Consider the following 24,285-nt stretch of genomic DNA (forward strand, 5'->3'; position numbering starts at 1 on the left):
GGCGGTTCCTCAGCTGCCCCAGGAGTCACGCAGGGTGACAGTGCGGTTGAACACCGGGCGGCCCGGCTGGCTGTCCTTCAGGTCGGCGCAGAAGTAGCCTTCGCGTTCGAACTGGAAACGGTCCTCGGGCTGCGCCTGGGCCAGCGACGGCTCGACGCGGCAGCCGCTGAGCACCTGCAGCGAGCCTGGGTTGATGTTGTCCAGGAAGCTGCCGCCCTCCTCGGTCTTTTCCGGGTTCGGCGAGCGGAACAGGCGGTCGTACAGGCGCACTTCGCACTCGATGCTGCCCTCGGCCGGTACCCAGTGGATCACGCCCTTGACCTTGCGGCCTTCCGGGTTCTTGCCCAGGGTGTCCGGGTCGTACGAGCAGCGCAGCTCGACGATGTTGCCGTCGGCATCCTTGATCGCCTCGTCGGCGCGGATCACGTAGCTGCCGCGCAGGCGCACTTCACCGGCCGGTTCCAGGCGCTTGTAGCCCTTCGGCGGCTCTTCCATGAAGTCGTCGCGGTCGATGTACAGTTCACGGGAGAACGGCAGCACGCGCACGCCCATGTCTTCCTTCGGGTGGCGCGGCAGTTCGAGCTGCTCGACCTGGCCTTCCGGATAGTTGGTTATGACCACCTTCAGCGGGCGCAGCACGCACATGGCGCGCGGTGCGGTGCGGTCCAGGTCGTCACGAATGCTGAACTCGAGCATCGACATGTCGACCACGCCGTCGGAACGGTTGGTGCCGATCATTTCGCAGAAGTTGCGGATCGAAGCCGGGGTGTAGCCACGGCGACGGAAGCCGGACAGGGTCGACATGCGTGGGTCGTCCCAGCCTTCGACGTGCTTTTCGTCGACCAGCTGCTTGAGCTTGCGCTTGGACGTGATGGTGTAGTTCAGGTTCAGGCGGCTGAACTCGTACTGGCGCGGGTGCGCCGGCACCGGCAGGTTGTCGAGGAACCAGTCGTACAGCGGACGATGGCCTTCGAACTCCAGGGTGCAGATCGAATGGGTGATGCCCTCGATGGCGTCCGACTGGCCGTGGGTGAAGTCGTAGTTCGGGTAGATGCACCACTTGTCACCGGTCTGGTGGTGGTGGGCATGGCGGATACGGTACAGGATCGGGTCACGCAGGTTCATGTTCGGCGAGGCCATGTCGATCTTGGCCCGCAGCACGCGCTCGCCATCCTTGAACTCGCCGGCCTTCATGCGCGCGAACAGGTCGAGGTTCTCGTCAACGCTGCGCTCGCGGAACGGGCTGTTCTTGCCCGGCTCCTTGAGGTTGCCACGGTATTCCTTGGCTTGCTCGGGGGTAAGGTCGCAGACGTAGGCCTTGCCACGCTTGATCAGCTCGACCGCCCAGTCGTGCAGCTGGTCAAAGTAGTCGGAGGCGTAGCGCACATCGCCGGCCCAGTCGAAGCCCAGCCACTTGACATCGCTCTGGATGGCGTCGATGTACTCCTGGTCTTCCTTGGCCGGGTTGGTATCGTCGAAACGCAGGTGGCAGACGCCCCCGAATTCCTTGGCCAGGCCGAAGTTGACGCAGATCGACTTGGCGTGACCGATGTGCAGGTAGCCATTGGGCTCCGGCGGGAAACGGGTGACGATGCTGCTGTGCTTGCCCGAGTCCAGGTCGGCCTGGATGATCGGCCGCAGGAAATTCGCAGGGACAGCGGGGGCGCCTTTGGCAGCGGCGTTGGGCGCGTTGTCGGCAGTGGGCTTGCTCATAGGATCCTTGAATGCACGTGTCCGGCCTGGGTAGGCCGATTGAATCAAAGGGCCTATCATAGCCGAAGCAGTCAAGCTGCTGACAGTCGGGCCCGGACAAACTGGCGTGATTTATCACGGCTTTTTGCCGCAGCCTGGCAAAATGGCCAGTGCGCGCCATGTGTCGCAATCGCCTGATCCTGCGTCAGGTGATGACCCGCGCCCTGCGCACCCTAATTCCGATTGCCTTGAAAGAGCGAGTTTCAGCATGTCCAAAGTCAAACTGAGCACCAACCACGGCGACATCGTCCTGCAACTGGACGCCGAGAAAGCGCCGCTGACTACCGAAAACTTCGTTCAGTACGTCAAGGACGGCCACTACAATGGCACCGTGTTCCACCGCGTGATCAAGGGCTTCATGATCCAGGGCGGCGGCTTCGAGCCTGGCATGAGCCAGAAGAAGACCCGCGCCAGCATCCAGAACGAAGCCGACAACGGCCTGAAGAACAAGAAGTACAGCATCGCCATGGCCCGTACCATGGAGCCGCACTCCGCCTCGGCGCAGTTCTTCATCAACTCGTCCGACAACGACTTCCTCAACCACAGCGGCAAGAACGTTCAGGGCTGGGGCTACGCGGTATTCGGCGAAGTGATCGAAGGCCGTGAAATCGTCGACGCCATCGAAAAGGTCGCCACCGGTTCCAAGGCTGGCCACCAGGACGTGCCGAAGGACGACGTGATCATCGAGAAAGCCGAGATCGTTGAGTGATCCTGCTGATCTCCGATCTGCACTTGCAAGAAGAACGCCCGGACATTACCCGGGCGTTTCTTGATCTGCTCGATGGCCGTGCCCGCCACGCCAAGGCGTTGTACATCCTTGGCGACTTTTTCGAAGCCTGGATCGGCGACGATGCCATGACGCCCTTCCAGCAGTCGGTCTGCCAGGCCATGCGTCGGCTGAGCGACAGCGGCACGGCCATCTACCTGATGCATGGCAACCGTGATTTCCTGATCGGCCAAGCCTTCTGCGACGCTGCGGGCTGCACGTTGCTGCACGACCCCAGCGTGATCGAGCTGGGTGGCGAGCAGGTGCTGCTGATGCATGGCGATACCTTGTGCACCCGCGACCTGGCCTACATGAAAATGCGCCGCTTGCTGCGCAACCCGCTGAGCCTGTGGGTGTTGCGGCACCTGCCGCTGTCGGCCCGCTACAAGCTGGCACGCAAGCTACGCAGCGAAAGCCGCTCGCAAACGCGGATGAAGTCCACCGAGATCGTCGATGTCACGCCAGAGGAAGTGCCGAAGGTAATGGCGGCGCATGGTGTACGTACCTTGGTGCATGGGCATACCCATCGGCCGGCGATACACAAGCTGGTGGTCGACGGGCAACCGGCACGGCGTATCGTGCTGGGCGACTGGGACCGCCGAGGCTGGGCCTTGCAGGTTGACGAGCAAGGCTTTCAGCTGGCGCCGTTCGAGTTTTCCTGACCGACCGAGGCACCTTCTTCGCGGGCATGCCCGCTCCCACAGGTACTGCACCAGGGCTACAAGCGGTGCGGTACCTGTGGGAGCGGGCGAGCCCGCGATGAGGCCGGTATGCCCTACTGCTGGACCACCGCCCCCTTGTCCCCCTCACTGATCACCACTTCCCGGTACTCCGGGTCAGCCTTGATCTGCGCCTCGGTAAATGGAATCACCGCCAGTTGCCCGGCTGCAAACGCCTTGGTCTGGTCACTGGCATGCACCGAAGCCGCTTCACTGGACTGGGAAAACGCCAGCAGCCCACGGGCCTCTGGCCCCTGGTCGGTAAAACTGACCAGTTGCAGGTAGCTGGTACCACTGACCACCAACCGCTTGCCCTGCCCATGCGGCACACTGTAGATCGCGTTGTACACGCCCAACGCCTGCGGGCCACCCGGCACCGGCGTACCATCGCCCGCCTGTTGCACCTGCCCCCAACGCACCTCCCCTGCCATACCGCTGTCACGCACCTGCTCGAGCGACGCCAATGCGGCCTGATGCAACAGCTTGCGCACGGCCGCCTGCTCGACCGCCAACCCGCGCGGGGTGTGCTGCGGATCGGCAGGGTCAAAGGCCACCCGCCAGCTTTGCGGGTGCTCGGCCAGGGCATCGTACAGGTTCTGGAAATGTATCAGCCCAATGCCACTGTCCAGGTCAGCCTTGCCATTCCAGGCCGCCAGGCTGCTGCATACGGCCCGCACATCCGCCTCGGCGCCCTTGCACCACTGCAGCAGGTCAGGCAGCAGCAGGCTGGCCAGGTAGACCTCGTCATCGGTCACCATGCGCTGCAGGTCGTCAGCGCCCAGGCGGGCCGTACCCTGCAGGCGTTGCAGGGCAAAGCGGCCACGCATGCCCAGCGGCTGGTCACTGCGGCTGACCAGCGGCGAATAACCGGTCAGCGGCTGCGCCGGGTTGGCCATCCAGGCCGGGTCGTTGGAGTTCTGCACGAAATCCTCGCGTTCCAGGCTCGGCAGCAGCCGCGCAGGGAAAATCCCCGGCTGTGCGGCCTGCGCATCGACCTTCCACTGGCACGCGCTGCGTGAGCCATCCAGTACCACCAGGCGCCCCTGCGCCTGCGGGTTGCTGCACGCACTCAGCAGTTGCTGATCCACATAAGGCACCACTGACTGGTTCAGGTACAAGGCCTTGCCTGCCGGGTCTACCGCCAGCGTGTTGACCCAGGGAATACCCTGCAGCTGTTCGATCGAGCCTTTCAACGTAGCCAGGCTGTCGGCACGGTTGATCTGGTACCACTGCTGCAACACCCGGGTGTTCTCGAGGTTGGCGTCGCGCAGGCTGTAGGCAGCATGTGCATCCCAGTCCAGGCGCCCCGGCCATTGCACCACCGGGCCGAATTGCGAGCTGTAGACCTGGCGCTGCACCTGGCTCAGGCTGCCATCCTCGGCCTTTACCGCAACACTGACGGTTTGCCGGGCCAACGGCAGCGACTTGCCATCGAGCAGGTAGCGGGTCGGGTCCTTGGGGTCGAGTTGCAGGCGGTACAGGGTGAAGTGATTCGACGTATCGACGGTGTGCGTCCAGGCCAGATGCTGGTTGAAGCCGATGTTGACCACCGGCAGGCCCGGCAATGCCGCCCCCATGACATCGAGCTGGCCGGGAATGGTCAGTTGCATCTGGTAGAAACGCATGCCGCCCATCCACGGGAAGTGCGGGTTGGCCAGCAACAGACCGCGGCCATTGGCCGAACGCCGGGCCCCGACAGCCACCGCATTGCTACCGCGCTCCGTGGCAAAACGCTGCTGCCTGGCCAGCGCCGCGGCAAACCCTGCCGGCGCCGGCTGGCTGGCCTGCGTTGGCGGTTGCGCCCCGGCCAGCGCTTCGACGAACTGCCCGACACCGCCTTCGGCGAGCAGCCGACGGGTCAGCCTGACCAGGTCCTCGCTGCTGATCGGCCGCAGCCACTCGCCAGTGCCACATTCGGCGGGCAACCCCTGGCTGCGGCGCTCGGCCAGCGCCCGGTTGAACCCGCTGGCATAACCTGCCAGCAGCGCCCGTACCGGCGCCGGCTGCGCCTGCAAGAACGCATCGACTGCCGCCGGAGTGTTGAGCCAGGTGAAGAATACGTCGCTGGCCAGGTTGTCACGCTGCTCAAGGGTCTTGCCCTTGGCACCGAAGTAGCGTGAGCGCTCGCCACTCACGGTCAGCACTTCATTGGCCAGCAGGCACAAGTTGTCCTGGGCGTAGGCGTAGCCGATGCCATAACCCAGGCCGCGCTCGTCCTTGGCCACGATGTGCGGCACACCGTAAGTGGTTCGGCGAATCTGCGCACTGGTATCGGCTGCGGCGGACTGCACCGGCACTGCGCCAACGCTGAAGGCTACCAGGGCGGCGGCCAGGCCAGCGCAAGTCATGGGACGGGAAAGTGGAAACACAGGCACTCCTCGGCTTCGGGGATCATCCCGATCAGACGAATGGCCAAATGAAAATTTTACGTATTACAAGGCAATGGAACGTCTTGAACAGAACCAGATTTTTTTTGCGAGTGGGCTGCAGTTTTTCCGTTCTCATTCGTCCTAGTAAGTGAGGCACCCAAATTTCGGGTTCGTCCACGAAAAGGAGCATTCACATGTACAACCCGCAACCCTCGATCCAGGCTGGGCGCGTCCCAGGCAAAGCGCCCAGGGAACAGGACGTTTTTGCTGACGAACGCATCGGCAACGAACAGATCCGCGAGCTGTTGCGCAGTTTCGGCCTGCGTACCAGTCTGATCCGCCTCAAGGTCATCGATGCCTTGCACGCCGCCGACCGCAATGGCCGCAGCATTGGCGTGCGCGGCGTGCACGCGCAGCTGGAACAGCTGGATATCCCGCTGTCGTTCCTCAGCGTGCGCGAAGTGCTCAAGCGGCTGTGCAGCGAGGGCGTCATCCAGCTGGGCAGCGACAAATGCTACAGCCTCGCCCCCCAGGCGCGCGCCGTGCTGGAACGAACGCCTTTGCGCTGAGCGCATGGCCGGCCATACCTGGCCGGCCAGCCAAAGTCAGGGTTTGACCTTGCGCCGCAGGATGCCGTTGATCACCACGACCACCACGGCGATGGCGATGGCCAGCATCTGGAAGGTCTGCTCACTGATCGTGCCCTGCTTCTGCAGGTGGGACAGGCCCAGCATCAGGCCCAGTACCACCAGGATGATCAGAAGGGAGTATTTGAGGCGCTGCACGTGTGTCATCGAAGGTTCCTTGCAACATCAGGGGCAAATGGCTCGCAACGAGCCGCGGCAATGATACAACGGCCACCGGCCCCGGCGCTGCATTTCCTGCTGGGTGGGTCGGCGCCTGCCTGAAAGCATGGGGCTCCCAAGCACCCACGCCGGAGGCACCATGTACAAACCCCTTCTGTTCGCGTCGCTATTGCTGACCCCCTTTTCCCTTCATGCGCTGGACACCCGCCAGACCTCGGCCGAGCAACTGCTCGAACTGGGCCGCGAACTGGCTGCCCAAGCTGGCGCCAGCCAATGGCAACAACTGTGGCAGCGCGTGCGCCAGGCCGGTTACCTGCAGGCAAAAGGTGCGTCGGTGCATTTCACTGCCCCCCAGGCGCAACTGCCAGAGCTGGCCCGGCAAACCCTGGCCCAGGCCGACCGGGTACAAGCGCAACAGCAGACCCAGGCACTGTATCGCCGCCGCTTTGCCGACCAGGTCATCGGCCAGCGTGACGGGCAGCCGCTGCATGCCCTGTGCCTGCTGGTCGATTGGCGCACGCTGCCACAAGGCATGCGCGACTCCCCTCAGGCCTACCTGCGCAGCGCCAGCCTGTTGAGCAGCTATCCGTGTGATTGATGGTTATCACACCCTGCGCGCAACACAAGGAGTGAGCTGATGGGAAATCACCCGCTACAGCCAGATGTTGAAGCCATGTCCTACAACGCCGGATATCGCTGCCTGCAAAACCTGTTCGCGGAAGCTACAACCCCCAACCCATATGCCGCCTAGCGACATGCCTCGGCTGTCACAGAAAATCCAGTCACACCTTCGACATAACGCCGCTGGTGATCGGGTAGCACAGCCCATCCGTCCCGAAGGAGCGCCATATGCAAATGCCAGACTTGAGCCACATCGATATCAGCCAACTGCCCCACTCGCTGCAGGCCCTGATCGACTGCATCGGCATCGACAACGCCTACCAGCTGACCTGCGCCTACGGCGGCAGGCCCAAGTACATCCCCAAGCACCGCGAGCGCACCAAGCTTGCCGACGTGCTGCCGCCCGAAGCGCTCGACGCGCTGATCAAGCGCTTTGCCGGTGTCGCCCTGGAAATCCCCAAGGCTGACCATTTCATGCGCCAGTTGCGCAACCTGCAGATCCAGAAGGAAAGCGCCAGCGGCCTGTCACGCAGCCTGCTCGCTGACAAGTACGGCCTGAGCCTGCGCCAGATTGGCAACATCCGCCGGCAAGAACCTTGCGCGCGCTGAAGCCCCGGCATCGTCACCACCATTGACGGCCACGTTTTGAACCTAACCAGAAGAGAACCCAGCAATGTCGATAGATAACAGCCTCATCGGTTCCGTAATCAATGCCTTGCCGATGGACCGCATGATCGCAGGCCCCCTGCAGGCCATGGTCCAGGCCCAGGTCACCGCCAGCAAATCCTACGCCGACTTCCTGATGCAGGTGTGCGTCCAGGACGGCAAGGCCGTGGCCATCCAGTTCGACTACGACGAAACCATCGTCGACGAACAAGGCGAGTACAAGGGCGTGGTCAGCAAGACCATGAAAGTGCCGCTGGTGGCAGCCATCACCCACCCGAACATCTCCATCGAAGAAGGCAACGTCGAGTTCGAGCTGGTCATCAACCAGATGTCGGAAGACGTTTCCAGCAAGGACATGAGCGCCGAGGCAAGCGGTTCGCTGGGTTGGGGGCCGTTCAGGCTCAACGTGAAAGGCAGCGTCAGCCACAAGTCCACGCAAACCCGCAAGACTGACACCCGCGCCCGCTACGCCTTCAACACGACCTTGAAGCGCCAGGACCCGCCTGAAGCGATGATGCGGGTGATCGACTTCCTGGCCGACGCCGCGACAAAGCCGACCGTGGTCAAAACCGCCACACTGGAAAGCCAGGACTTGATTTCCCAGGCCGATACCTTGAAGAACCCTGCCGCCGACGGCGCTTCGGCCCTCGCCGCCGCCACCTCTTGAGACGCACCTCCCTGCCCCGAACAGCCCCCCTGACCAGCAACAGGGGGGCACCACCTGGCCTGAGGAGTCGAAGCATTGGATAAATCCCCCGCCCCCATGACTTCCATCGACCTGCGCGAAATCACCCGTGGCCTGCAGGAAGCCGCCAGTGCTACCAACAGCCTGATCGCGCAGCAGTACATCAACCTGTTCGACCAGTTCTTCGAATGCGACACCGAAGCGTTGGGCGCGCCCATGAAAGCCAAAATGGTCGAAGTGGCCATGGACGGCCAGCACATCATGCGCGTACCGCTGTTCGCGCTGGTGTCGCCAAAAGGCCTGGCCCTCGAGCGCATGCAGGTCGACCTTTCGGTAAGGGTCAAAGGCACCGAAGCACAGCAGGCACTGCTGACTGCAGGTGAAAACAAGGCGGCCAGCTTCAAGGTCACCATCGGCGGCCAAAGCCGTCAGGGCGACAGCCGTGACCCCGATGAAGTGCAGATCCGCATGCAGTTCCAGGCCAGCGAACCGCCGGAAGCCCTCAACCGGTTGATCGAGGAATACACCAGCCTGATCATCCCGGTACGCGCCCCCAGCCCGCCGCCATCGCCCGATACCAATGAGTTCATCGAAGCGGCCACTGTCCGTTGACGGCCGCCCTGCGCCAGCTCAGAAGTCGCGCTTGTAGAAGATGTCCAGTGAACTGGCCAGCCCGCTGGCAGCTTCGAGGTACACCTTCTTGCTCAGCTTGTAGCGCAATGCAATGGTGTTGGCGGGCTCGAACACCCCCACCCCGTAGCGCAGGCTCAGTTTCTCGGTGAGGTTGCCGCTGGCGACCACGCTGGTGGTATTGCCCGAACCTTCGGTGTCCAGCTGGAAGTCGTCGATGCCCAGGCTCGAGGCCAGGCTGCCGGTGATGCCGGCGCTACCCGCCAGGCCCAGGCCCAAGGCAGCCTCGGCGAGCATGTTGTTGTCTTCACCGGACGTGCCCAGCGGCCGCCCCAGTACCAGGTACGACAGCGCCTGCTCCTGGCTCATGGCCGGTTCCGAGAACACCTTGCTTGTGGGCTGCTCGGCACTGCCGCTCAGGCGGATACCGGCAATCACATCGTCGACCTTGCGGATCGCTTCAATGTCCAGGTATGGCTGGTCGATCGGGCCTGCGAACAACAACCGCGCACGGCGGATGGTCAGGCGCTGGCCGTAGGCGCGGTAGCGGCCATCGGCCAGGTTCAGCTCGCCACGGGTGTCGAGGTTGTCGCCGATGTGCACATGGCCGAGCAGGTTGGCCGTGAGACCAAAGCCGCTGAACGAAAGCTTGTCGCGGCCCACTTCGACATCGATGTCCATGGCCATCGCCATGGGCGGTTTGCCCTCTTCGGTCTGGTGGCCGACGATCACCGTGTCATCCGAGACCTTGACGGTGGACGGTGGCAGCTCGCGCACAGTGATCGCACCCTTGGGCACCTGTACCTTGCCGGTCACCGCCAGCTTGTCGTCGATCAGGCGCAAGGTCAGGTCTGGGGCGACCTCCAGCGTCGCATAGGGCTCGACCGTGACGGGCAGTTGCTGGCCCTGCAGACGCAGGTCCATGCCCAGTGCCTGGCCCCAGGTCAGGTTGCCATTGAGCTGGCCACGCCCCGCCTCGCCACTGCGCCAGCCGCCGTTGAGCTGTACCTGCTCGCCGGCAATCAACGCCTGCAATGACAGGTCCTCGAGGCTGACCGGCAGCTCGGCACCACTGACTTCGCCGCCACTGAGCATCAGGTTGCCGTTGACCTGCGGCGCCAGCAAGGTGCCCGACAACCTGCCACTGCCATTGAGCTGCCCGGCCAGACGCTCGACCATCGGCACGAACGGGCGCGCCACCGAAAGGTCGAGGCCTGCCAGCTGGAAATCACCCGACAGCGGTTTGTTGCTGCCCAGTGGATCCAGGCGGGTGTTGACGTTCAGCTCGCCCAGGCGCTCGCCGCGGAACGCCAGGCGGGTATCGATGCGCCTTGGCGCCAGCGTGCTGTCCAGGCGCAGGGCCTGGTACGGGAAGTCGACCCAGCGGTCCTTGTCGCGCACGCGCAGGGTACCGCCACTGGCGTCGACGACGATGTTGCCCTTGGGGCCGCTGGCCGGGATGTCCAGATTGATGTCGGCATTGAGCAGGCCCTGCCAGGCGAAGTCCTTCGGCAGCCACTGGGCCAGGCTGTCCAGCGGGAACTGCTTGAGGTGGTAGCGCAAGCGTGGCTCGGGGGCCAGACGCTGGTCGTCGCCGCACAAGCTGGCCTGGCCGGAGCGCCAGCAGTGCGCAGCAAAGTCCAGCTGGCCGCTGGCCAGCCGCTGCAGGCGCGCCGGTGCCTGCAGCCGCCAGTCCTGGCCGCCGGCCTGGATCCGCCCACTGGCCAGGCGCCCGCGCCAGTCACCCTTGTTCAACTGGCCATCCAGGCCGAGGTCGAGTTTGAGCTGCGGGCCGTCCAGCGCCAGGGTCAAGGCTTGCTGGCGAATGTCGCCTTTGCCGTTGGCCTGCAAGGTGCCCAATGCCGTGTCACCCAGGTGAATGCCGCTGGCCTTCAGTTCGATCACGCCACGCTGGGCGTTGTCCAGGCGGGCGTCCAAGTCCAGCTGCTGCACGCGGTTTTCCGCCTGGGCCAGCCGCTGGCCCTGCAGGGCCAGCGTACCTTGCGGGGCCTGCAAGGTGCCGGCGACGTCAAGCCGGCCCTTGACCTGGCCCTGCAACCTTGGCCACAACTGGCCCAGGCGCGGCAGGTCGAGGTCGAGCCGCCCGGCCAGGCGTTGCTGCAGGCTGCCACTGCCATTGATGCGGTTATCCCCCAGCTGGACTGCCAGGGTACCCAAGGTCCAGCTCTGCCCTGCCCCCTGGGCCTCGACCTTGAGCACTGCCGGCTGGCCGCGCAGGCGGCCTTTCAGGTCTAGCTGGGCATCGAGGCTCAAGGCGTCGCCTTTCATCTCGCCTTTGCTGCGCAGCGGCCCCGCCAGGGTACCCGGCAGCTCGGCCAGCCAATAGGCTGGGTCGAGCGCCGACAACTGCAGGTCGACATCCCATGCCAAGGTGTCGGCAAAGCGCACGGCGACACTGCCGGCAGCCTTGCCTTGACCGGCGGTCAGCGCCAACTGCGGCAGCTTCACCTGGCTCAGGTCACCTTCGAAGGGGCTGGCCAGGCTGAACGCGCCAGCCGGGCCATCCAGGTCGCCATTGAAGGTGCCCTGGTAGTTGCCATCGCGATAATGCACCTGGGCCATGAGCCGCTTGAGGGTGACCTCAGGGGGCGTCTCCAGCGGATACAGGCGCAGCCACGGAAAGTCCTGCCAGTCCAACTGGGCGTCGGCGACCAGGCCTTGCTGCCAGTCAGCCGTGGCTTGCATCTTGACCCGCTGGGTATCGCTGGCGCTCAGGTCCAGGGCATCAAGCCTGGCGCCTTTGCTGTCGACCAGCCCGGACAACAGCAAGGCGATCGGCGACTGCTCGGCTGGCAGGCTGGCCGACCCCGACAGTTGATAGCCCTTGAGCAGGTCGCCGCGGGCGTCGAGCTTGAGCTGGTTGAACTGCACGGTGTCGGGCAACGAGGCGGCCGGCTTGAATGCCTCGGAGCGGATCTGCAAAGTCGCCGGCAGGTGCTCGGCCAACGCCTGCAATTGCCCGTTCAGCGTGGCGTCGAGGTAACCGCTGCTGGTGCCGGCGAGTTTCAGGGTTTTCTGCAACTCGCCGGTGGCAGTCAGCGCCAACTGCCAGGGTTTGCCGTCTACCGTTGGCAGTTGCAGCTGCGCCTGGAGTTGTACCGGCCAGTCAGCTTCGGGCTGCAGATTGCCTTGCAGGTTCAATTGCAGGTCGTCACGCTTCAGCTGCAGGCTGTCGACGCGCAGCCCGGCATTGGTCCAGTGCGCCGCCAGTTGCAAGTCGCCAAGCAGGTCATTGCCATCCAGCCGCAACTGGCCAACCTTGACCTCACCCAGTTCGATGGCCAGCGGCAAACGCAGGGCCGGCAACTGCAGCGGGCCACTGTCGGCCGATTCGGCGCTGGGCGCAAAGGCCATGTCGATACGTTGCGCCTGCAACTGGTCAATGCACAAGGTAGAGCGCAGCAGGCATGCCGGCGACCAGGCCAGCAGCGGTGCCTGCAAATCTACCGTGCTGCCGGCATCGGCCCAGATAAGCCGGCTGGCTTGCCAGCTACCGGCCAGGCGGCCCTGGAAATCAGCCACCTCAAGCCCGGGCACCTTGCCCAGCACCCAGCGGCTGCCGGCTTCGGTCCCCAGCAACAGGCCGAGTACCAGGCCCAGGCTTGCGGTTACCCCCAGCAGGCCCGCCAGAATGTACTTGATCACGCGTTTCACAGCTCAGGCCCCATGGAAAAGTGCAGGCGAATTCCCCCTTCATCATCCAGCGCCTTGGCCAGGTCCAGGCGCAGCGGCCCGACCGGCGACACCCAGCGCACGCCAAAACCGACACCGGTCTTGAGGCTTGGCAGTTCCAGGTCGTTGAACGAGTTGCCCTGGTCGACGAAGGTTGCCAGCCGCCACTTCTCGGTCAGTGAATACTGGTACTCGACGCTGCCGGCGACCAGGTAGCGCCCACCAATGCGGTCGCCGTCGCTGTTCTTCGGCGACAAGGTCTGGTAGTCATAGCCACGCACGCTCTGGTCGCCACCGGCGAAGAAGCGCAGCGACGGCGGGATGTTGTTCTTGAAGCCATTGGTCGCGCTGCCACCGAACTGCACCCGGCCGAGCAAGCGATGGTCATGGCCAAGCGTGGTCAGGCCCTTGAGCAGCACGTTGCCATGCAGCAGGTTGGTGTCCGAGACCAGCCCTTCCTTGGCTACCTGTACATCGAACTGCAGGCGGTAGCCGTTATGCGGGTCGATGCGGTTGTCACTGCGCAGGAAGGAGTAACTCACCCCCGGCATCAACAGGTTGCTCAGCCCGGAGTCATCACCCAGACGGTACTCCTCGCGCTGGTACTTGAGAGAAATCACCCGCTGCCAGCCGCTTGGCAGCTTGCTGTGCCACTCGGGGCCCACCGTCAGCAGTTTGCTGAGGGTGTCGGTGCCGGCAATCTCTTCGTTCTGGTAGCCGCCGGCAAAGCGCAACTTGTCGGTCAGCGGCGGGTCGAGGGGGATGTCGTACCAAAGGCCGACGTTCTGCCGGGGTGCCGACAGTTCGGTTTCCCAGCCGTAGCTATGGCCTTGCGGGTTGACCCAGTGGCGGGTCCAGTTGGCCTTGCCGCGGGGTCCGACGTCGGTCGAGAAGCCCAGGCCCAGGCCCATGGTGCGCGGTTTGCGGGTTTGCAGGCGGACATCCACGGGGATTTCTTCGCCCACGGCGGCGGTGGGCGCCGCATCCACGCGCACGCCTTCGAAGTAGCCGCTCGATTGCAGGTCATTGTTCAGCTCGGCGATCAGTTCCGAGTCGTAAGGTGTACCCGGCTTGAACGAGACCATACGCTGCAGCAGATCGTCGTCCAGCGGTGTGTCGCCACCGAAGGTGACCGCGCCCAGGCGATAGCGCGGGCCGCTCTGGTAGACCAGTTCGATATCGGCCACACCGGCCTGGGGGTCTACCGCCAGGCGCTGGCGGCTGAAGCGCCCACTGAAGAAGCCGTAGCGCGACGCCTGGTTCTGGATCAGCCGCTTGGCATCTTCGTAATGGCCGTGGTTGAGTTGTTCACCCGCGCGCAGGGCCTTGCTGTCGGGCACGCGGAAAGCCTTCATCTCACTGGCGGGGCCTTCGATGCGTATGGTCACGTTGCGCAGGCGAATCGGCTCGCCAGGGTCGATGGTGATGATCAGTTGCGGGGAACGGTCAGCCTCGCTGGCGGGCTTGACCTCTGTGTCGATCTGCGCCTGGTAGTAGCCAAGTGCCTGCGCGGCTTTGCGCGCCTGCTCCTGGGCGCCGCGACTGAAGCGCAGCAGCGCTTCTTCATCGCGGTCGCCAAGGTTACCGATATAGCCTTCGACATTGGCCTTGAGCGCCTTGTTGGCCGGTTTGACCTTCACCAGCAACTCACTCTGGCCCCATGCTGCGAAACTGGCGACCCAGATAACCAGGCCCCAGGTCAATCTTCCTGAATACGTCATGCGGCGCATGCTACCAGAGCCGGGCGCTCAAGGGAGCCGTCGCGCGGTTCGCTCAGGCAAAAGCAGAATTGGAAGAGACCGGGTTGGGATGGAAGAACACCCTCTCACGGATTGGTCCTACAGCCACCTCGCCAATTTCCTCATAGCCCTGGCGCTGGTAAAAGGCCAGGTAGTGCTCGTTGCCGGTGTCCAGCACCACTCCCTGCGTACCAGGGTCGTCTGCACACCAGTCATGCACAGCTTGTAACAATTGCTCGCCGTAGTGCTTGCCCTGGAACTGCGGGTGCACGCCCAGCAGCGGCAGCACATGCACCTCGTCGGTGGGCAGGCAGGTGGCCAGGGCGGCCTGGTAGTCCATGTAGCGGCGCGTACAGCGCAGGCCGGTGCCCATTATCATGCGCAGGCGCCAGGCCCAGCTGTCGGCTACGCCCAGCCGGCGCATCGGCGGCACGATCAGGGCCATGGCGATCAGGCGGTCTTCCACCAGCAGGCCGATGGCGGGCAGTTGCAGGTAGAAGTGCTGGCGTACCCACTCGCGCACCATCACCCGCAGACGCCGCTCGTAGCCTGGGCGCTGGGCCTCGAAGATATAGGCGAAGGTAGGTTCGTGACGGTAGGCGTTATACAGAAGCGAACGCGCCTCACGACTGTAGCCGTCATCGAGCAGGCAGACACGGGCCGGAGCGGCAGTGGTTTCGGGCATTGCGGGCAGTCCTCCTGGAATGGGCTCATGGGTGCCTTGGAAAGGACGTTAGCAGCAGGCTGCCGAAGCCGCCATGCTGGTGATGGCAAGCGATGTCGGCTAGCATCGCGCCTTTTACCGGGATCATCTTTCCATGAAGATCGTCTGTTTCAACATCAACGGCCTGCGGGCCCGCCCGCACCAGCTGGCGGCGCTGATCGAAAAGCACCAGCCGGACGTGATCGGCCTGCAGGAAACCAAGGTCAGCGACGATCAGTTCCCGCTGGCCGACGTGCAGGCGCTGGGCTACCACGTGCATTACCACGGCCAGAAAGGCCACTATGGCGTGGCCCTGCTGTCCCGCCAGGCACCGCTGAGCCTTCACAAGGGTTTTGCCAGCGATGAGGAAGACGCTCAGCGCCGCTTCATCTGGGGCACCTTCGCCGATGCCGATGGCAACCCGATCACCATCATGAACGGCTATTTCCCTCAGGGTGAAAGCCGCGACCACCCCACCAAGTTCCCGGCCAAGCAGCGCTTCTACAGCGACCTGCAGGCGTTGCTGGAGGGCCAGTTCCGCAACGACCAGCCACTGCTGGTGATGGGCGACATGAATATCTCGCCGCAGGACTGCGACATCGGCATCGGCCCGGACAATGCCAAGCGCTGGCTCAAGACTGGCAAGTGCAGTTTCCTGCCGGAAGAGCGCGAGTGGATGGAGCGCTTGAAGGGCTGGGGCCTGGTGGACAGTTTCCGCCACCTTTACCCGGAAGTGGCCGACCGCTTCAGCTGGTTCGACTACCGCAGCCGCGGTTTCGAGGACGAGCCCAAACGCGGCCTGCGCATCGACCTGATCATGGCCTCCCAGCACCTGGTGCCGCGGATCAAGGATGCAGGTGTGGACTACGAACTGCGCGGGATGGAAAAGCCGTCGGACCATGCGCCGATCTGGCTGGAATTGAGCTGATCGCCGGGGGCTGCTACGCAGTCCATCGCCGGCAAGCCAGTTCTTGCACCCGTGGGCTGGCTTGCCGGCAAAGGAGCCGGCCCAGCCACTGGAGAATTTTCAGGGGCGGTGCTCGGTCTGGATATACCGCAACACAGCATCACAGATCATGGCCTTGTGACGCAGCTTGACCTGCTCATCGGACAGGTCGATCTGGAAGATCTCGCCAAAGGTGTGGCGGTTCGAAACCCGGTAGAAGCAGAACGAGCTCATCAGCATGTGCAGGTCGATGACCTCGATGCCGGTGCGGAACACACCTTCCTGCACCCCACGGCGCAAGGTATTGCCCAGAGCCTCGAGCACCAGGCTGCTCATTTCGCGAATCGCCGGCGACTGCTTGACGTACTCGCCATAGTGGATGTTTTCGGTGCAGATGATCCGCACGAAATCGACGTTGCGGTCGTGGTGATCGAAGGTGAACTCCACCAGCCGGCGGATCGCCTGCTCGGCCGGCAGCGACTCAAGGTCCAGGCTTTGTTCGGTCTTGCGGATGTCGCCGTACAGCTTGATCAGGCACTCGCAGTACAGCTGCTCCTTGCTGCCGAAGTAGTAGTAGATCATGCGCTTGGAGGTGGCGGTGCGCTCGGCGATGGCGTCGACGCGGGCACCAGCCAGCCCTTGCTGGACGAACTCGTTGATGGCGGCCTGGAGGATGTCCTCGCGGGTTTTCTCGGGGTTGTTCTTGCGCGTCTTGCGCCCCCCTTCGGTTTCAGGCTGGCCGAGGCTGACTACGGAATCACTCATACCCACTCACAGGCTGTTTATTGGAATGAGGGGGATTATCCGCGAGCGCGGCCATGCAGGGAAGCGCGCTGTTGGTCGGGTAGCCACCACCCCACGGCTGCTGCCTACCCGCAAACGCTGCCTGCACTGGCCAAGGGCCACGCTGGTCGCAGAACAGGCACCTCGGAGTGCGAAGGCCCTGCACGCTCTCGTCATCGAATGGCCTGCCGGGAGCCTGGCAAGTGAATGTGAAATGGACCAGACGTCACAAAACAAAAGGATATAAAAATAACAAAACAATCTAACAAAAAGAGATATAAAAATTGAATGCCAAACGCCACCTCCCTAGTCTGGGCGCATCGCTTCCCTCCCCGTTCAAGGAGCAATGCCCATGCCCGCCCGTGCCTTTTCCCCCCTGCGCCGCCTGTTGATCGGCGGCTTGCTGGCCAGTGTCGCCAGTACCCTGTTGCCCTGGTCCCAAGCCCTGGCCGACGAGGCCAGGACCCTGCGTATCGGTTACCAGAAGTTCAACAGCATCAACATCCTCAAGGGCAGCGGTGCCCTGGAGAAGGCCCTGGCGCCGCAAGGCGTGAAAGTCAGCTGGCACGAGTTCGCCGCCGGCCCGCAGTTGCTCGAAGCCTTGAGCACCGGCGCCATCGACCTCGGCCATGCCGCCGACGCCCCCTCGGTGTTCGCCCAGGCCGCAGGCAAGCCGGTGGTGTACCTGGCCGCCGAGCAGCCCTACCCACGTGGCATCGGCCTGGTGGTACGTGAGCAGGACCACCTGGCCAGCGTGCAAGACCTCAAGGGCAAGCGCGTGGCCACCGGCCGCGGCTGGAACGCCCAGTATCTGCTGGCCGTTGCCCTGGAACAGGCCGGCCTCAGCTACCAGGACATCACCCCGGCCTACGTCAACAACGCCGCCGATGCCGTGGCTGCCCTGCAATCGGGCAGTGTCCAGGCCGTGACCCTGTGGGACCCGTTCCTCGCCGCGGCAGAAAGCCAGCCGGGCCTGAAGAACCTGCGCGACGGCAGCGGCCTGTCCAACAACCGCACCTTCTACCTGTCCACCGCCAGCTTCGCCGACCAGCATCGCGCATTGCTGAAGACCTTCTTCGCCGAGCTGGCCAAGGTCAGCCAATGGGCCAACGCCAAGCCTGCGGAAGTCGCCGCACTGCTGGCCCCACAACTCGGGATCAACGCCAACGTGCTGCAAGCGGCCAGCGAGCGGCGCAACTACAATGCCGTGGCCATCACCCCAGAGATCGTTGCCGAGCAACAAAAGCTGGCCGACACATTCCAGGGCCTGGGCCTGATTCCACGCAAGCTGCAGGTGGCCGACGCGGTCTACCCGGCTTCCGTGTTGCCTTGAGCGGAGCGCGCCCACCATGCCCCGCCCGATTCGCTTCAACGCCTTCAGCATGAATGCCGCCAGCCACCAGTCCCCCGGCCTGTGGCGCCACCCGCGCAACACCAGCGTGGCCTTCAATTGCCTGGGCTACTGGACCGACCTGGCCCGCCTGCTCGAACGCGGCTTGTTCGATGCCCTGTTCATCGCCGATGTGCTGGGCATCTACGACGTCTACCAGGGCGGCCCCGAAGCCGCCCTGCGCGGTGGCGTGCAGGTGCCGGTCAACGACCCGCTGCTGCTGGTGCCGGCCATGGCCGGGGTTACCGAGCACCTGGGCTTCGGCGTCACCTTCTCGCTCACCTACGAACACCCCTACCCGTTCGCCCGGCGCATGTCGACGCTCGACCACCTGAGCAATGGCCGGGTCGGCTGGAACATCGTCACCGGCTACCTCGACAGCGCCGCGCGTAACCTGGGCCTGGCGCGCCAGTTGGGCCACGACCAGCGCTACGACCTGGCCGAGGAATACCTGCAGGTGCTGTACAAGCTATGGGAGAAAAGCTGGGACGACGATGCGGTGCTGCTGGAGCGTGACAGCGGGCGCTATATCGAACCCGCCCGGGTGCACCCCATCAACCATGTGGGCGAGCACTTCCAGGTGCCGGGCATGCACCTGTGCCAACCTTCGCCGCAACGCACGCCGGTGCTGTTCCAGGCCGGTGCTTCGGCACGCGGCCAGCAGTTCGCGGCGCGGCACGCCGAATGCGTGTTCATCAGCGGGCCGACGCCCACGGTACTGCGCCGCTACGCCGACGGCATCCGCCAGGCCAGCGAGGTGGCCGGGCGTGGCCGGGACGAGGTGCTGATCTACGCCCAGGCGCTGTTGATCGTCGCCCCCACGCGGGAGGAGGCCGAAGCGCGCTTCGCCGAATACCGCCGTTATGTCGACCTGGACGCCGCCCTGGCACTGCTGTCGGGCTGGACCGGCATCGACTTTGCCGGCCTCGACCCCGATGCGCCCATCGAATACGTCGAGAACGATGCCGGCCGCGCAGCCCTGGCCGCCTTCACCGCCGCCGACCCGAACCGCCGCTGGACCGTGCGCGAGGCTGCCGAGTTCGTCGGCCTGGGCGGCCGTGGCCCGGTGCTGGTGGGGGCTGCCAGCGAGGTGGCCGACCAGCTGGAAAGCTGGCTGGACCAGACCGGCATCGATGGCTTCAACCTGACCTACGCAGTGCAACCAGACGACCTTGCAAATGTGGTCGAGCTGCTGGTGCCGGAGTTGCAACGCCGTGGCCGCTACCCGCTGAGTTATGCCGAAGGCACCTTGCGCCACAAGCTGTTCGGCCAGGGCGACCGCTTGCCGGAAGGGCACGCTGGCCGGCAGGTTCGCATTCAGCCGGCAAATACCGGGTATTCCAACATTTAATTTGTGGATGGCACGCACTCGACCCTATTCTGTCGCCACATCCCCTGCGCCGCACCGGCCGGTGCGGTTCACGGCATGGGGAGAGAACAACAAGTCGAGATCGTCCATGTCGAACCATTCGTACTTCGCCCCCCACGGTGGGCACCCGGCTCAGACCGAGCTGCTGACTGACCGTGCCATGTTCACCGAAGCCTATGCCGTCATCCCCAAGGGCGTGATGCGTGACATCGTCACCAGCCACCTGCCGTTCTGGGACAAGATGCGCATGTGGGTCATCGCCCGCCCGCTGACCGGTTTTGCCGAAACCTTCTCCCAGTACATCGTCGAAGTGGCCCCGGAAGGCGGCAGCGAACGCCCTGAGCTGGACCCGAACGCCGAAGCCGTGGTGTTCATCGTCGAAGGCGAACTGGACATCACCGTCGAAGGCAAGCACCACACCCTGGTACCGGGCGGCTACGCCTTCCTGGCCCCGGGCGCCGAGTGGAGCCTGCGCAACAACAGCAAGTCCAACGTGACCTTCCACTGGCTGCGCAAGCACTACCAGAAGGTCGAAGGCCTGGACGTTCCCGAGTCGTTCGTCACCCACCGTGACAACGCCACCGTCATCGAGATGCCGGGCACCGAAGGCCGCTGGGTCACCACCCGCTTCGTCGACATGGCCGACATGCGCCACGACATGCACGTGAACATCGTCACCTTCCAGCCGGGCGGCGTGATCCCGTTCGCCGAGACCCACGTAATGGAACACGGCCTGTACGTGCTGGAAGGCAAGGCGGTGTACCGCCTGAACCAGGACTGGGTCGAAGTGGAAGCCGGCGACTTCATGTGGCTGCGCGCCTTCTGCCCGCAAGCCTGCTACGCCGGTGGCCCAGGCAAGTTCAGCTACCTGCTGTACAAGGACGTGAACCGTCACGTGCACCTGACGCTCAACCCTAAGCGTTGATGCATTGGGGGCGCTCTGCGCCCCTTTCGCGACACAAGGCCGCTCCCACAAAAGTACGGTGTACCCCGAACCCTGTGGGAGCGGCCTTGTGTCGCGAAAGGGCTGCAAGGCAGCCCCAGTAGCCGCATACTGAAAATCCTGCCCCCGCGCGGTACCAGCCATGAACCGCTGCCTGCTGCTCACCGCCCTGCTGTTCTGCACCCCCGCCCCAGCCGCCGACGACTGGAACCTGGCCTACGACCGCGAAGGCATCCGCGTTTACCTGAACGCCGCCCCCGACTCGCCCTACCAGCAATTCCGTGGTGTCAGCACCATGAAAGCCAGCGTTCGCACGCTCACCGACCTGCAGGAGAACCTGCGGGTGGCCTGCAAGTGGCTGTACGCCTGCGCCGAGATGCGCTTGCTGGATGTGCAAGGCGAAAACACCTGGGTGTACCTGACCACCAACCTGCCGTGGCCGACGATGCCGCGGGACATCGTGCTGAAGGTCACCACCGAACGCCTGGACGACGGCACGTTGCTGCGCCACCTGAGCGCCGAGCCAGACAGGATCCCCAAGGTAGATGGGCTGATCCGTGTGCAGCAGCTCAACGGCGAGTGGCGGATGAAACCGCTGGGTGAGCGCAGGACCGAGGTGACCTACCAACTGCAGGCCGACCCTGCCGGGGATGTGCCGGGGTGGCTGGCCAACCGGTTTGTGGTGGATGCGCCAGTGGTGACGTTGCGGACCCTGCGAGCGGTGGCCGAGCGCCAGCCCTAGAGGGTATTGAAAACCTGCACCGGCCTCATCGCCGGCAAGCCAGCTCCCACCTCGACCGCATTGGCCTCAAGCCATACGCAAACACTGTGGGAGCTGGCTTGCCGGCGATGGGCCGCAAAGCGGCCCCAACCCTGTCAGATCCCGCCACCCGCAAGCAATTGCGTCATCACCTCGGCCAGCGCCTTGACCATCACATCCGCCGTCGGCCGGTGGACGATGACGATTTCATAGCTGTCGACCTCAGGTAGCCCCTGCTCCGCACCGAGCACCCGATGCTCGCCGGTCGCCGCCCGTGGCGGCAGCAGGCTGATGCCCATGCCATCGGCGACCGCTGCCTGGATGCCGCTGAGGCTGGAACTGGTGAAGCTGATGCGCCAACGCCGGCCCATGCCTTCGATGGCGGTAATCATGTCGTCGCGGTACAGGCCGCGGGGCGGGAAGGTCACCAGCGGGATCGGGTCCAGTTCGAAGGCGGGCGTGCGCGCGCTGTCGATCCACTGCAGGCGCTCGGGCCAGCAGGCCACGCCTTCGCGGCTGTTGCGCCGCTGCTTGAGCAACACCAGGTCGAGCTCACCGTTGTCGTAGGCCTGGCTGAGGTCGCGGCACAGGCCGCTGGTCACTTCCAGCTTCACCTGCGGGTGCAGCCGGCTGAACGCCGACAGCGCATTGGTGGTACGCCCGCCCACGAAGTCCTCGGGCACGCCAAGGCGCACGGTCATGCCAACCATCGCCCCGGCCAAGGCTTCGAGCATCTGGTCGTTGAGGGCCAGCATGTGCCGGGCATAGCCGAGCAGGGTCTGCCCGGCGTCGGTCGGCAGCACGTCGCGATTGCCACGCACCAGCAGACGGTGGCCAACCATATCCTCCAGGCGGCGCACCTTCTGGCTGATGGTCGATTGGGTGGAGTGCAGGCGCGCAGCAGCCGTGGTGAAGCTGCCGCAATCGGCCACCACGACAATGGCACGCAGCAGGTCGAGGTCGAACAGGGCCCTATTCGATTTCACGCTGATGGACATCTTGGTATTCAACTTTTGAATGGCAAGACTAGCTTCTATCACGCCACCTGCCGCACCGCAACGCACACTGCTAGTCGCCGACTGCCACGCCTTCGCGCCGAGGGTCGGCACCACCCGACCAACCCTCGCCACTGCGCTGGATGATCTGCATGCCACTGGTCATGATCATCGGCGTCACCTCATGCCCCCAGGCTGCCAACTGCCGGATCAGTGCCGGGCTGGCCAAACCCGCCTCTACTTCGGTGCCGGCATTGCGGCTGCCGAAGTTGGGCAGGCCGGCGGCCTGCTGCGGGTCGAGCTGCCAATCCAGCAGGCCGATCAGCGCCTTGTTCACGTAGCCGATGATCTGCGAGCCGCCGGGCGAGCCCAGGCTGGCCACCAGTTCGCCGGAAGCTTGCGAGAACACCAGGGTCGGCGCCATGGCCGACAGCGGCCGCTTGCCCGGTTGCACCCGGTTGGCCACGGGCTTGCCTTGTTCCCGGGGGATGAACGAGAAGTCGGTCAGGTGGTTGTTGAGCAAGAAGCCCTTGACCATCAGGTGCGAGCCGAACGCTGCTTCCACCGAAGTGGTCATGGCCAGGGCCTGGCCGCGGTCATCCACCGCGCTGAGGTGCGAGGTGGAAATGCGCAGCGGCGAACGGTCAGGCGCCAGGGCCAGGTCGGCCCCCTGCGGCTGGCCCGGGCGGGCGCGTTTCATGCTGTACTCGCCGACCTGCGCGGCGCGGCTGGCCAGGTATGTGGAGTCGGTCAGGCCCTTGAGCGGCACCGGCACGTAATCGCTGTCGGCCAGGTACTGGGCGCGGTCGGCATAAGCCAGGCGCTCGGCCTCGGCAACCAGGTGCACGGCCAGCGGCGGGGCTTCCAGCCCGGCAACGGTCGAAGTGCGCAGCGGCCGCATGGCGGCAAGGTCGCGCTGTGGCGAAGCCCGCTGCAGTGCCTCCAAGATGCCCAGGGTCTGCAGCACCGTCACCCCGCCCGACGATGGCGGTGGCATGCCACAGATGCGCCAGGCCTTGTAAGGGCCACACAGCGGCTCGCGCACTTTGGCTCGGTACTGCTGCATATCCTGCAGCGACAGGTAGCCGGCATTGGCATGGCTGCGCACCTTGGCGACGATGGCTTCGGCGATCTCGCCGCTGTAGAACACCTCGGGGCCCTGCTCGGCAATCTGCTCGAAGGTTTGCGCAAGCTCGGGGTTGCGCAAGGTAGTCCCCACCGCCAGTGGCTTGCCCTGTTCATCCAGGAAGTAGCGGGCCATGGCGGGTGAACGGGCAATGAACGGGTCGCCCGCCACCAGGGTGTGAAGGCGTTCGGAAACCGCGAAACCGTTGCGTGCCAGCGCGATGGCAGGGGCAAACAGGTCGCGCCAGGGCAGCTTGCCGTGCTGCTCATGGGCCAGCTTCAGGGCACGCAGAACCCCTGGTACGCCCACCGAACGCCCGCCTATCTGCGCTGCCCTGAATGGCATCGGTGAACCATCGGCTTGCAGGAACAGGTTTTCCGTTACCGTCGCCGGGGCTGCCTCGCGGCCATCGAAGGCCTGCACGCGCTGGCCGTCCCAGTAGAGGATGAACGCCCCGCCGCCAATGCCACTGGATTGCGGTTCGACCAGGGTCAGCACCATCTGCATGGCGATGGCCGCGTCGATGGCGCTGCCACCGGCACGCAGCATCGCCCGCCCCGCTTCGCTGGCCAGCGGGTTGGCAGCTGCGGCCATGTGCCGGCTGGCATGCACCGGCTGCAGGCCAGTGCGGTAGCCAGAGGCCAGTTCCGGTGGCGCGGGCAGCACCTGGTCGGCACAGGCCCAGCCACTGGCAGCTACCAGGCACAAGGCGCCCATCAGAGGGGTGGAGAATTTCATCGTTGTGCTTCCTGCCATTACCTATTCAGCACGGCACTGTCTTTCATGCGCAAACTTAACTTCAAGCCCTGGCGTGTTTTTTCTAG

The 24,285-nt window shown here is 64.5% G+C and carries 21 protein-coding genes; 12 read left to right on the forward strand and 9 right to left on the reverse strand.

Annotation, left to right across the window (positions count from 1 at the left end):
• Nucleotides 1-9 precede the first annotated feature (9 nt).
• Complete coding sequence (locus GEV38_RS15915) at nucleotides 10-1,713, reverse strand: glutamine--tRNA ligase/YqeY domain fusion protein (RefSeq protein WP_173895879.1); 1,704 nt, start codon at nucleotides 1,711-1,713, stop codon at nucleotides 10-12.
• 247 nt (nucleotides 1,714-1,960) lie between these two features.
• Between GEV38_RS15915 and GEV38_RS15920 the strand changes: the two genes are divergently transcribed.
• Nucleotides 1,961-2,461 carry a peptidylprolyl isomerase gene (locus tag GEV38_RS15920; RefSeq protein ID WP_003259195.1) on the forward strand — a complete coding sequence of 167 codons (501 nt, stop codon included), beginning with the start codon at nucleotides 1,961-1,963 and terminating at the stop codon, nucleotides 2,459-2,461.
• The gene (locus GEV38_RS15925; protein ID WP_013972909.1) at nucleotides 2,458-3,180 is read left to right on the forward strand and encodes a UDP-2,3-diacylglucosamine diphosphatase; all 723 of its coding nucleotides are present in this window, start codon (nucleotides 2,458-2,460) and stop codon (nucleotides 3,178-3,180) included. Before GEV38_RS15920 ends, GEV38_RS15925 begins: the two co-directional genes overlap by 4 nt.
• A gap of 113 nt (nucleotides 3,181-3,293) precedes the next feature.
• Here GEV38_RS15925 and GEV38_RS15930 read toward each other — a convergent pair whose 3' ends face one another.
• Nucleotides 3,294-5,606, reverse strand: coding sequence for an acylase (locus GEV38_RS15930; protein ID WP_043935672.1), 2,313 nt, complete (start codon nucleotides 5,604-5,606; stop codon nucleotides 3,294-3,296).
• A 194-nt stretch (nucleotides 5,607-5,800) separates the two neighbouring features.
• On the opposite strand from GEV38_RS15930, the gene GEV38_RS15935 reads away from it, so the two are divergent.
• Complete coding sequence (locus tag GEV38_RS15935; RefSeq protein ID WP_013972911.1) at nucleotides 5,801-6,175, forward strand: hypothetical protein; 375 nt, start codon at nucleotides 5,801-5,803, stop codon at nucleotides 6,173-6,175.
• A 36-nt stretch (nucleotides 6,176-6,211) separates the two neighbouring features.
• On the opposite strand, the gene GEV38_RS15940 is transcribed toward GEV38_RS15935, so the two are convergent.
• The gene (locus GEV38_RS15940) at nucleotides 6,212-6,400 is read right to left on the reverse strand and encodes a hypothetical protein (RefSeq protein WP_003248064.1); all 189 of its coding nucleotides are present in this window, start codon (nucleotides 6,398-6,400) and stop codon (nucleotides 6,212-6,214) included.
• 151 nt (nucleotides 6,401-6,551) lie between these two features.
• Between GEV38_RS15940 and GEV38_RS15945 the strand changes: the two genes are divergently transcribed.
• The 4 genes from GEV38_RS15945 (at nucleotide 6,552) to GEV38_RS15960 (ending at nucleotide 8,996) form a co-directional block, all read left to right on the forward strand.
• The gene (locus GEV38_RS15945) at nucleotides 6,552-7,010 is read left to right on the forward strand and encodes a hypothetical protein (RefSeq protein WP_015270634.1); all 459 of its coding nucleotides are present in this window, start codon (nucleotides 6,552-6,554) and stop codon (nucleotides 7,008-7,010) included.
• 251 nt (nucleotides 7,011-7,261) lie between these two features.
• Nucleotides 7,262-7,642 (forward strand): Mor transcription activator family protein, encoded by a 381-nt coding sequence (locus GEV38_RS15950; protein WP_015270635.1) that lies wholly within the window; start codon nucleotides 7,262-7,264, stop codon nucleotides 7,640-7,642.
• A gap of 64 nt (nucleotides 7,643-7,706) precedes the next feature.
• On the forward strand, nucleotides 7,707-8,366 hold the full coding sequence (locus GEV38_RS15955) for a DUF2589 domain-containing protein (RefSeq protein ID WP_173895881.1): 660 nt from the start codon (nucleotides 7,707-7,709) through the stop codon (nucleotides 8,364-8,366).
• A gap of 75 nt (nucleotides 8,367-8,441) precedes the next feature.
• The gene (locus GEV38_RS15960) at nucleotides 8,442-8,996 is read left to right on the forward strand and encodes a DUF2589 domain-containing protein (RefSeq protein ID WP_054573526.1); all 555 of its coding nucleotides are present in this window, start codon (nucleotides 8,442-8,444) and stop codon (nucleotides 8,994-8,996) included.
• An 18-nt stretch (nucleotides 8,997-9,014) separates the two neighbouring features.
• Here GEV38_RS15960 and GEV38_RS15965 read toward each other — a convergent pair whose 3' ends face one another.
• From GEV38_RS15965 to GEV38_RS15975, 3 genes are read right to left on the reverse strand one after another with little or no spacing between them, the layout of a single operon-like run.
• Nucleotides 9,015-12,689 carry a translocation/assembly module TamB domain-containing protein gene (locus GEV38_RS15965; RefSeq protein WP_054573527.1) on the reverse strand — a complete coding sequence of 1,225 codons (3,675 nt, stop codon included), beginning with the start codon at nucleotides 12,687-12,689 and terminating at the stop codon, nucleotides 9,015-9,017.
• Nucleotides 12,686-14,428 carry an autotransporter assembly complex family protein gene (locus GEV38_RS15970; protein WP_015270639.1) on the reverse strand — a complete coding sequence of 581 codons (1,743 nt, stop codon included), beginning with the start codon at nucleotides 14,426-14,428 and terminating at the stop codon, nucleotides 12,686-12,688. Before GEV38_RS15970 ends, GEV38_RS15965 begins: the two co-directional genes overlap by 4 nt.
• Nucleotides 14,429-14,480: 52 nt before the next feature.
• Entirely contained in the window at nucleotides 14,481-15,131 is a 651-nt protein-coding gene (locus GEV38_RS15975) for an N-acetyltransferase (protein WP_013972919.1), read from the reverse strand.
• 133 nt (nucleotides 15,132-15,264) lie between these two features.
• Between GEV38_RS15975 and xthA the strand changes: the two genes are divergently transcribed.
• Nucleotides 15,265-16,077, forward strand: coding sequence for an exodeoxyribonuclease III (gene xthA / locus GEV38_RS15980; protein WP_013972920.1), 813 nt, complete (start codon nucleotides 15,265-15,267; stop codon nucleotides 16,075-16,077).
• Between the two features lie 99 nt (nucleotides 16,078-16,176).
• On the opposite strand, the gene GEV38_RS15985 is transcribed toward xthA, so the two are convergent.
• The gene (locus tag GEV38_RS15985; RefSeq protein WP_015270640.1) at nucleotides 16,177-16,860 is read right to left on the reverse strand and encodes a TetR/AcrR family transcriptional regulator; all 684 of its coding nucleotides are present in this window, start codon (nucleotides 16,858-16,860) and stop codon (nucleotides 16,177-16,179) included.
• A gap of 370 nt (nucleotides 16,861-17,230) precedes the next feature.
• On the opposite strand from GEV38_RS15985, the gene GEV38_RS15990 reads away from it, so the two are divergent.
• The 4 genes from GEV38_RS15990 (at nucleotide 17,231) to GEV38_RS16005 (ending at nucleotide 21,322) form a co-directional block, all read left to right on the forward strand.
• Entirely contained in the window at nucleotides 17,231-18,211 is a 981-nt protein-coding gene (locus GEV38_RS15990; protein WP_039614223.1) for an aliphatic sulfonate ABC transporter substrate-binding protein, read from the forward strand.
• A gap of 16 nt (nucleotides 18,212-18,227) precedes the next feature.
• Entirely contained in the window at nucleotides 18,228-19,619 is a 1,392-nt protein-coding gene (locus GEV38_RS15995) for an LLM class flavin-dependent oxidoreductase (RefSeq protein ID WP_015270642.1), read from the forward strand.
• Nucleotides 19,620-19,725: 106 nt separating this feature from the next.
• Nucleotides 19,726-20,562 (forward strand): bifunctional allantoicase/(S)-ureidoglycine aminohydrolase, encoded by an 837-nt coding sequence (locus GEV38_RS16000; RefSeq protein WP_013972924.1) that lies wholly within the window; start codon nucleotides 19,726-19,728, stop codon nucleotides 20,560-20,562.
• A 160-nt stretch (nucleotides 20,563-20,722) separates the two neighbouring features.
• Nucleotides 20,723-21,322, forward strand: a complete 600-nt coding sequence (locus tag GEV38_RS16005) for an START domain-containing protein (protein WP_054573529.1) — start codon at nucleotides 20,723-20,725, stop codon at nucleotides 21,320-21,322.
• A 134-nt stretch (nucleotides 21,323-21,456) separates the two neighbouring features.
• Here GEV38_RS16005 and GEV38_RS16010 read toward each other — a convergent pair whose 3' ends face one another.
• Together GEV38_RS16010 and ggt are read right to left on the reverse strand one after the other, a co-directional pair.
• The gene (locus tag GEV38_RS16010; RefSeq protein ID WP_015270644.1) at nucleotides 21,457-22,338 is read right to left on the reverse strand and encodes a LysR substrate-binding domain-containing protein; all 882 of its coding nucleotides are present in this window, start codon (nucleotides 22,336-22,338) and stop codon (nucleotides 21,457-21,459) included.
• Between the two features lie 70 nt (nucleotides 22,339-22,408).
• On the reverse strand, nucleotides 22,409-24,199 hold the full coding sequence (ggt, locus tag GEV38_RS16015; RefSeq protein WP_054573530.1) for a gamma-glutamyltransferase: 1,791 nt from the start codon (nucleotides 24,197-24,199) through the stop codon (nucleotides 22,409-22,411).
• Nucleotides 24,200-24,285: the final 86 nt, after the last annotated feature.

Origin of the sequence: Pseudomonas sp. 13159349, assembly GCF_013305685.1 — a bacterium.
Taxonomy (GTDB): domain Bacteria; phylum Pseudomonadota; class Gammaproteobacteria; order Pseudomonadales; family Pseudomonadaceae; genus Aquipseudomonas; species Aquipseudomonas asiatica.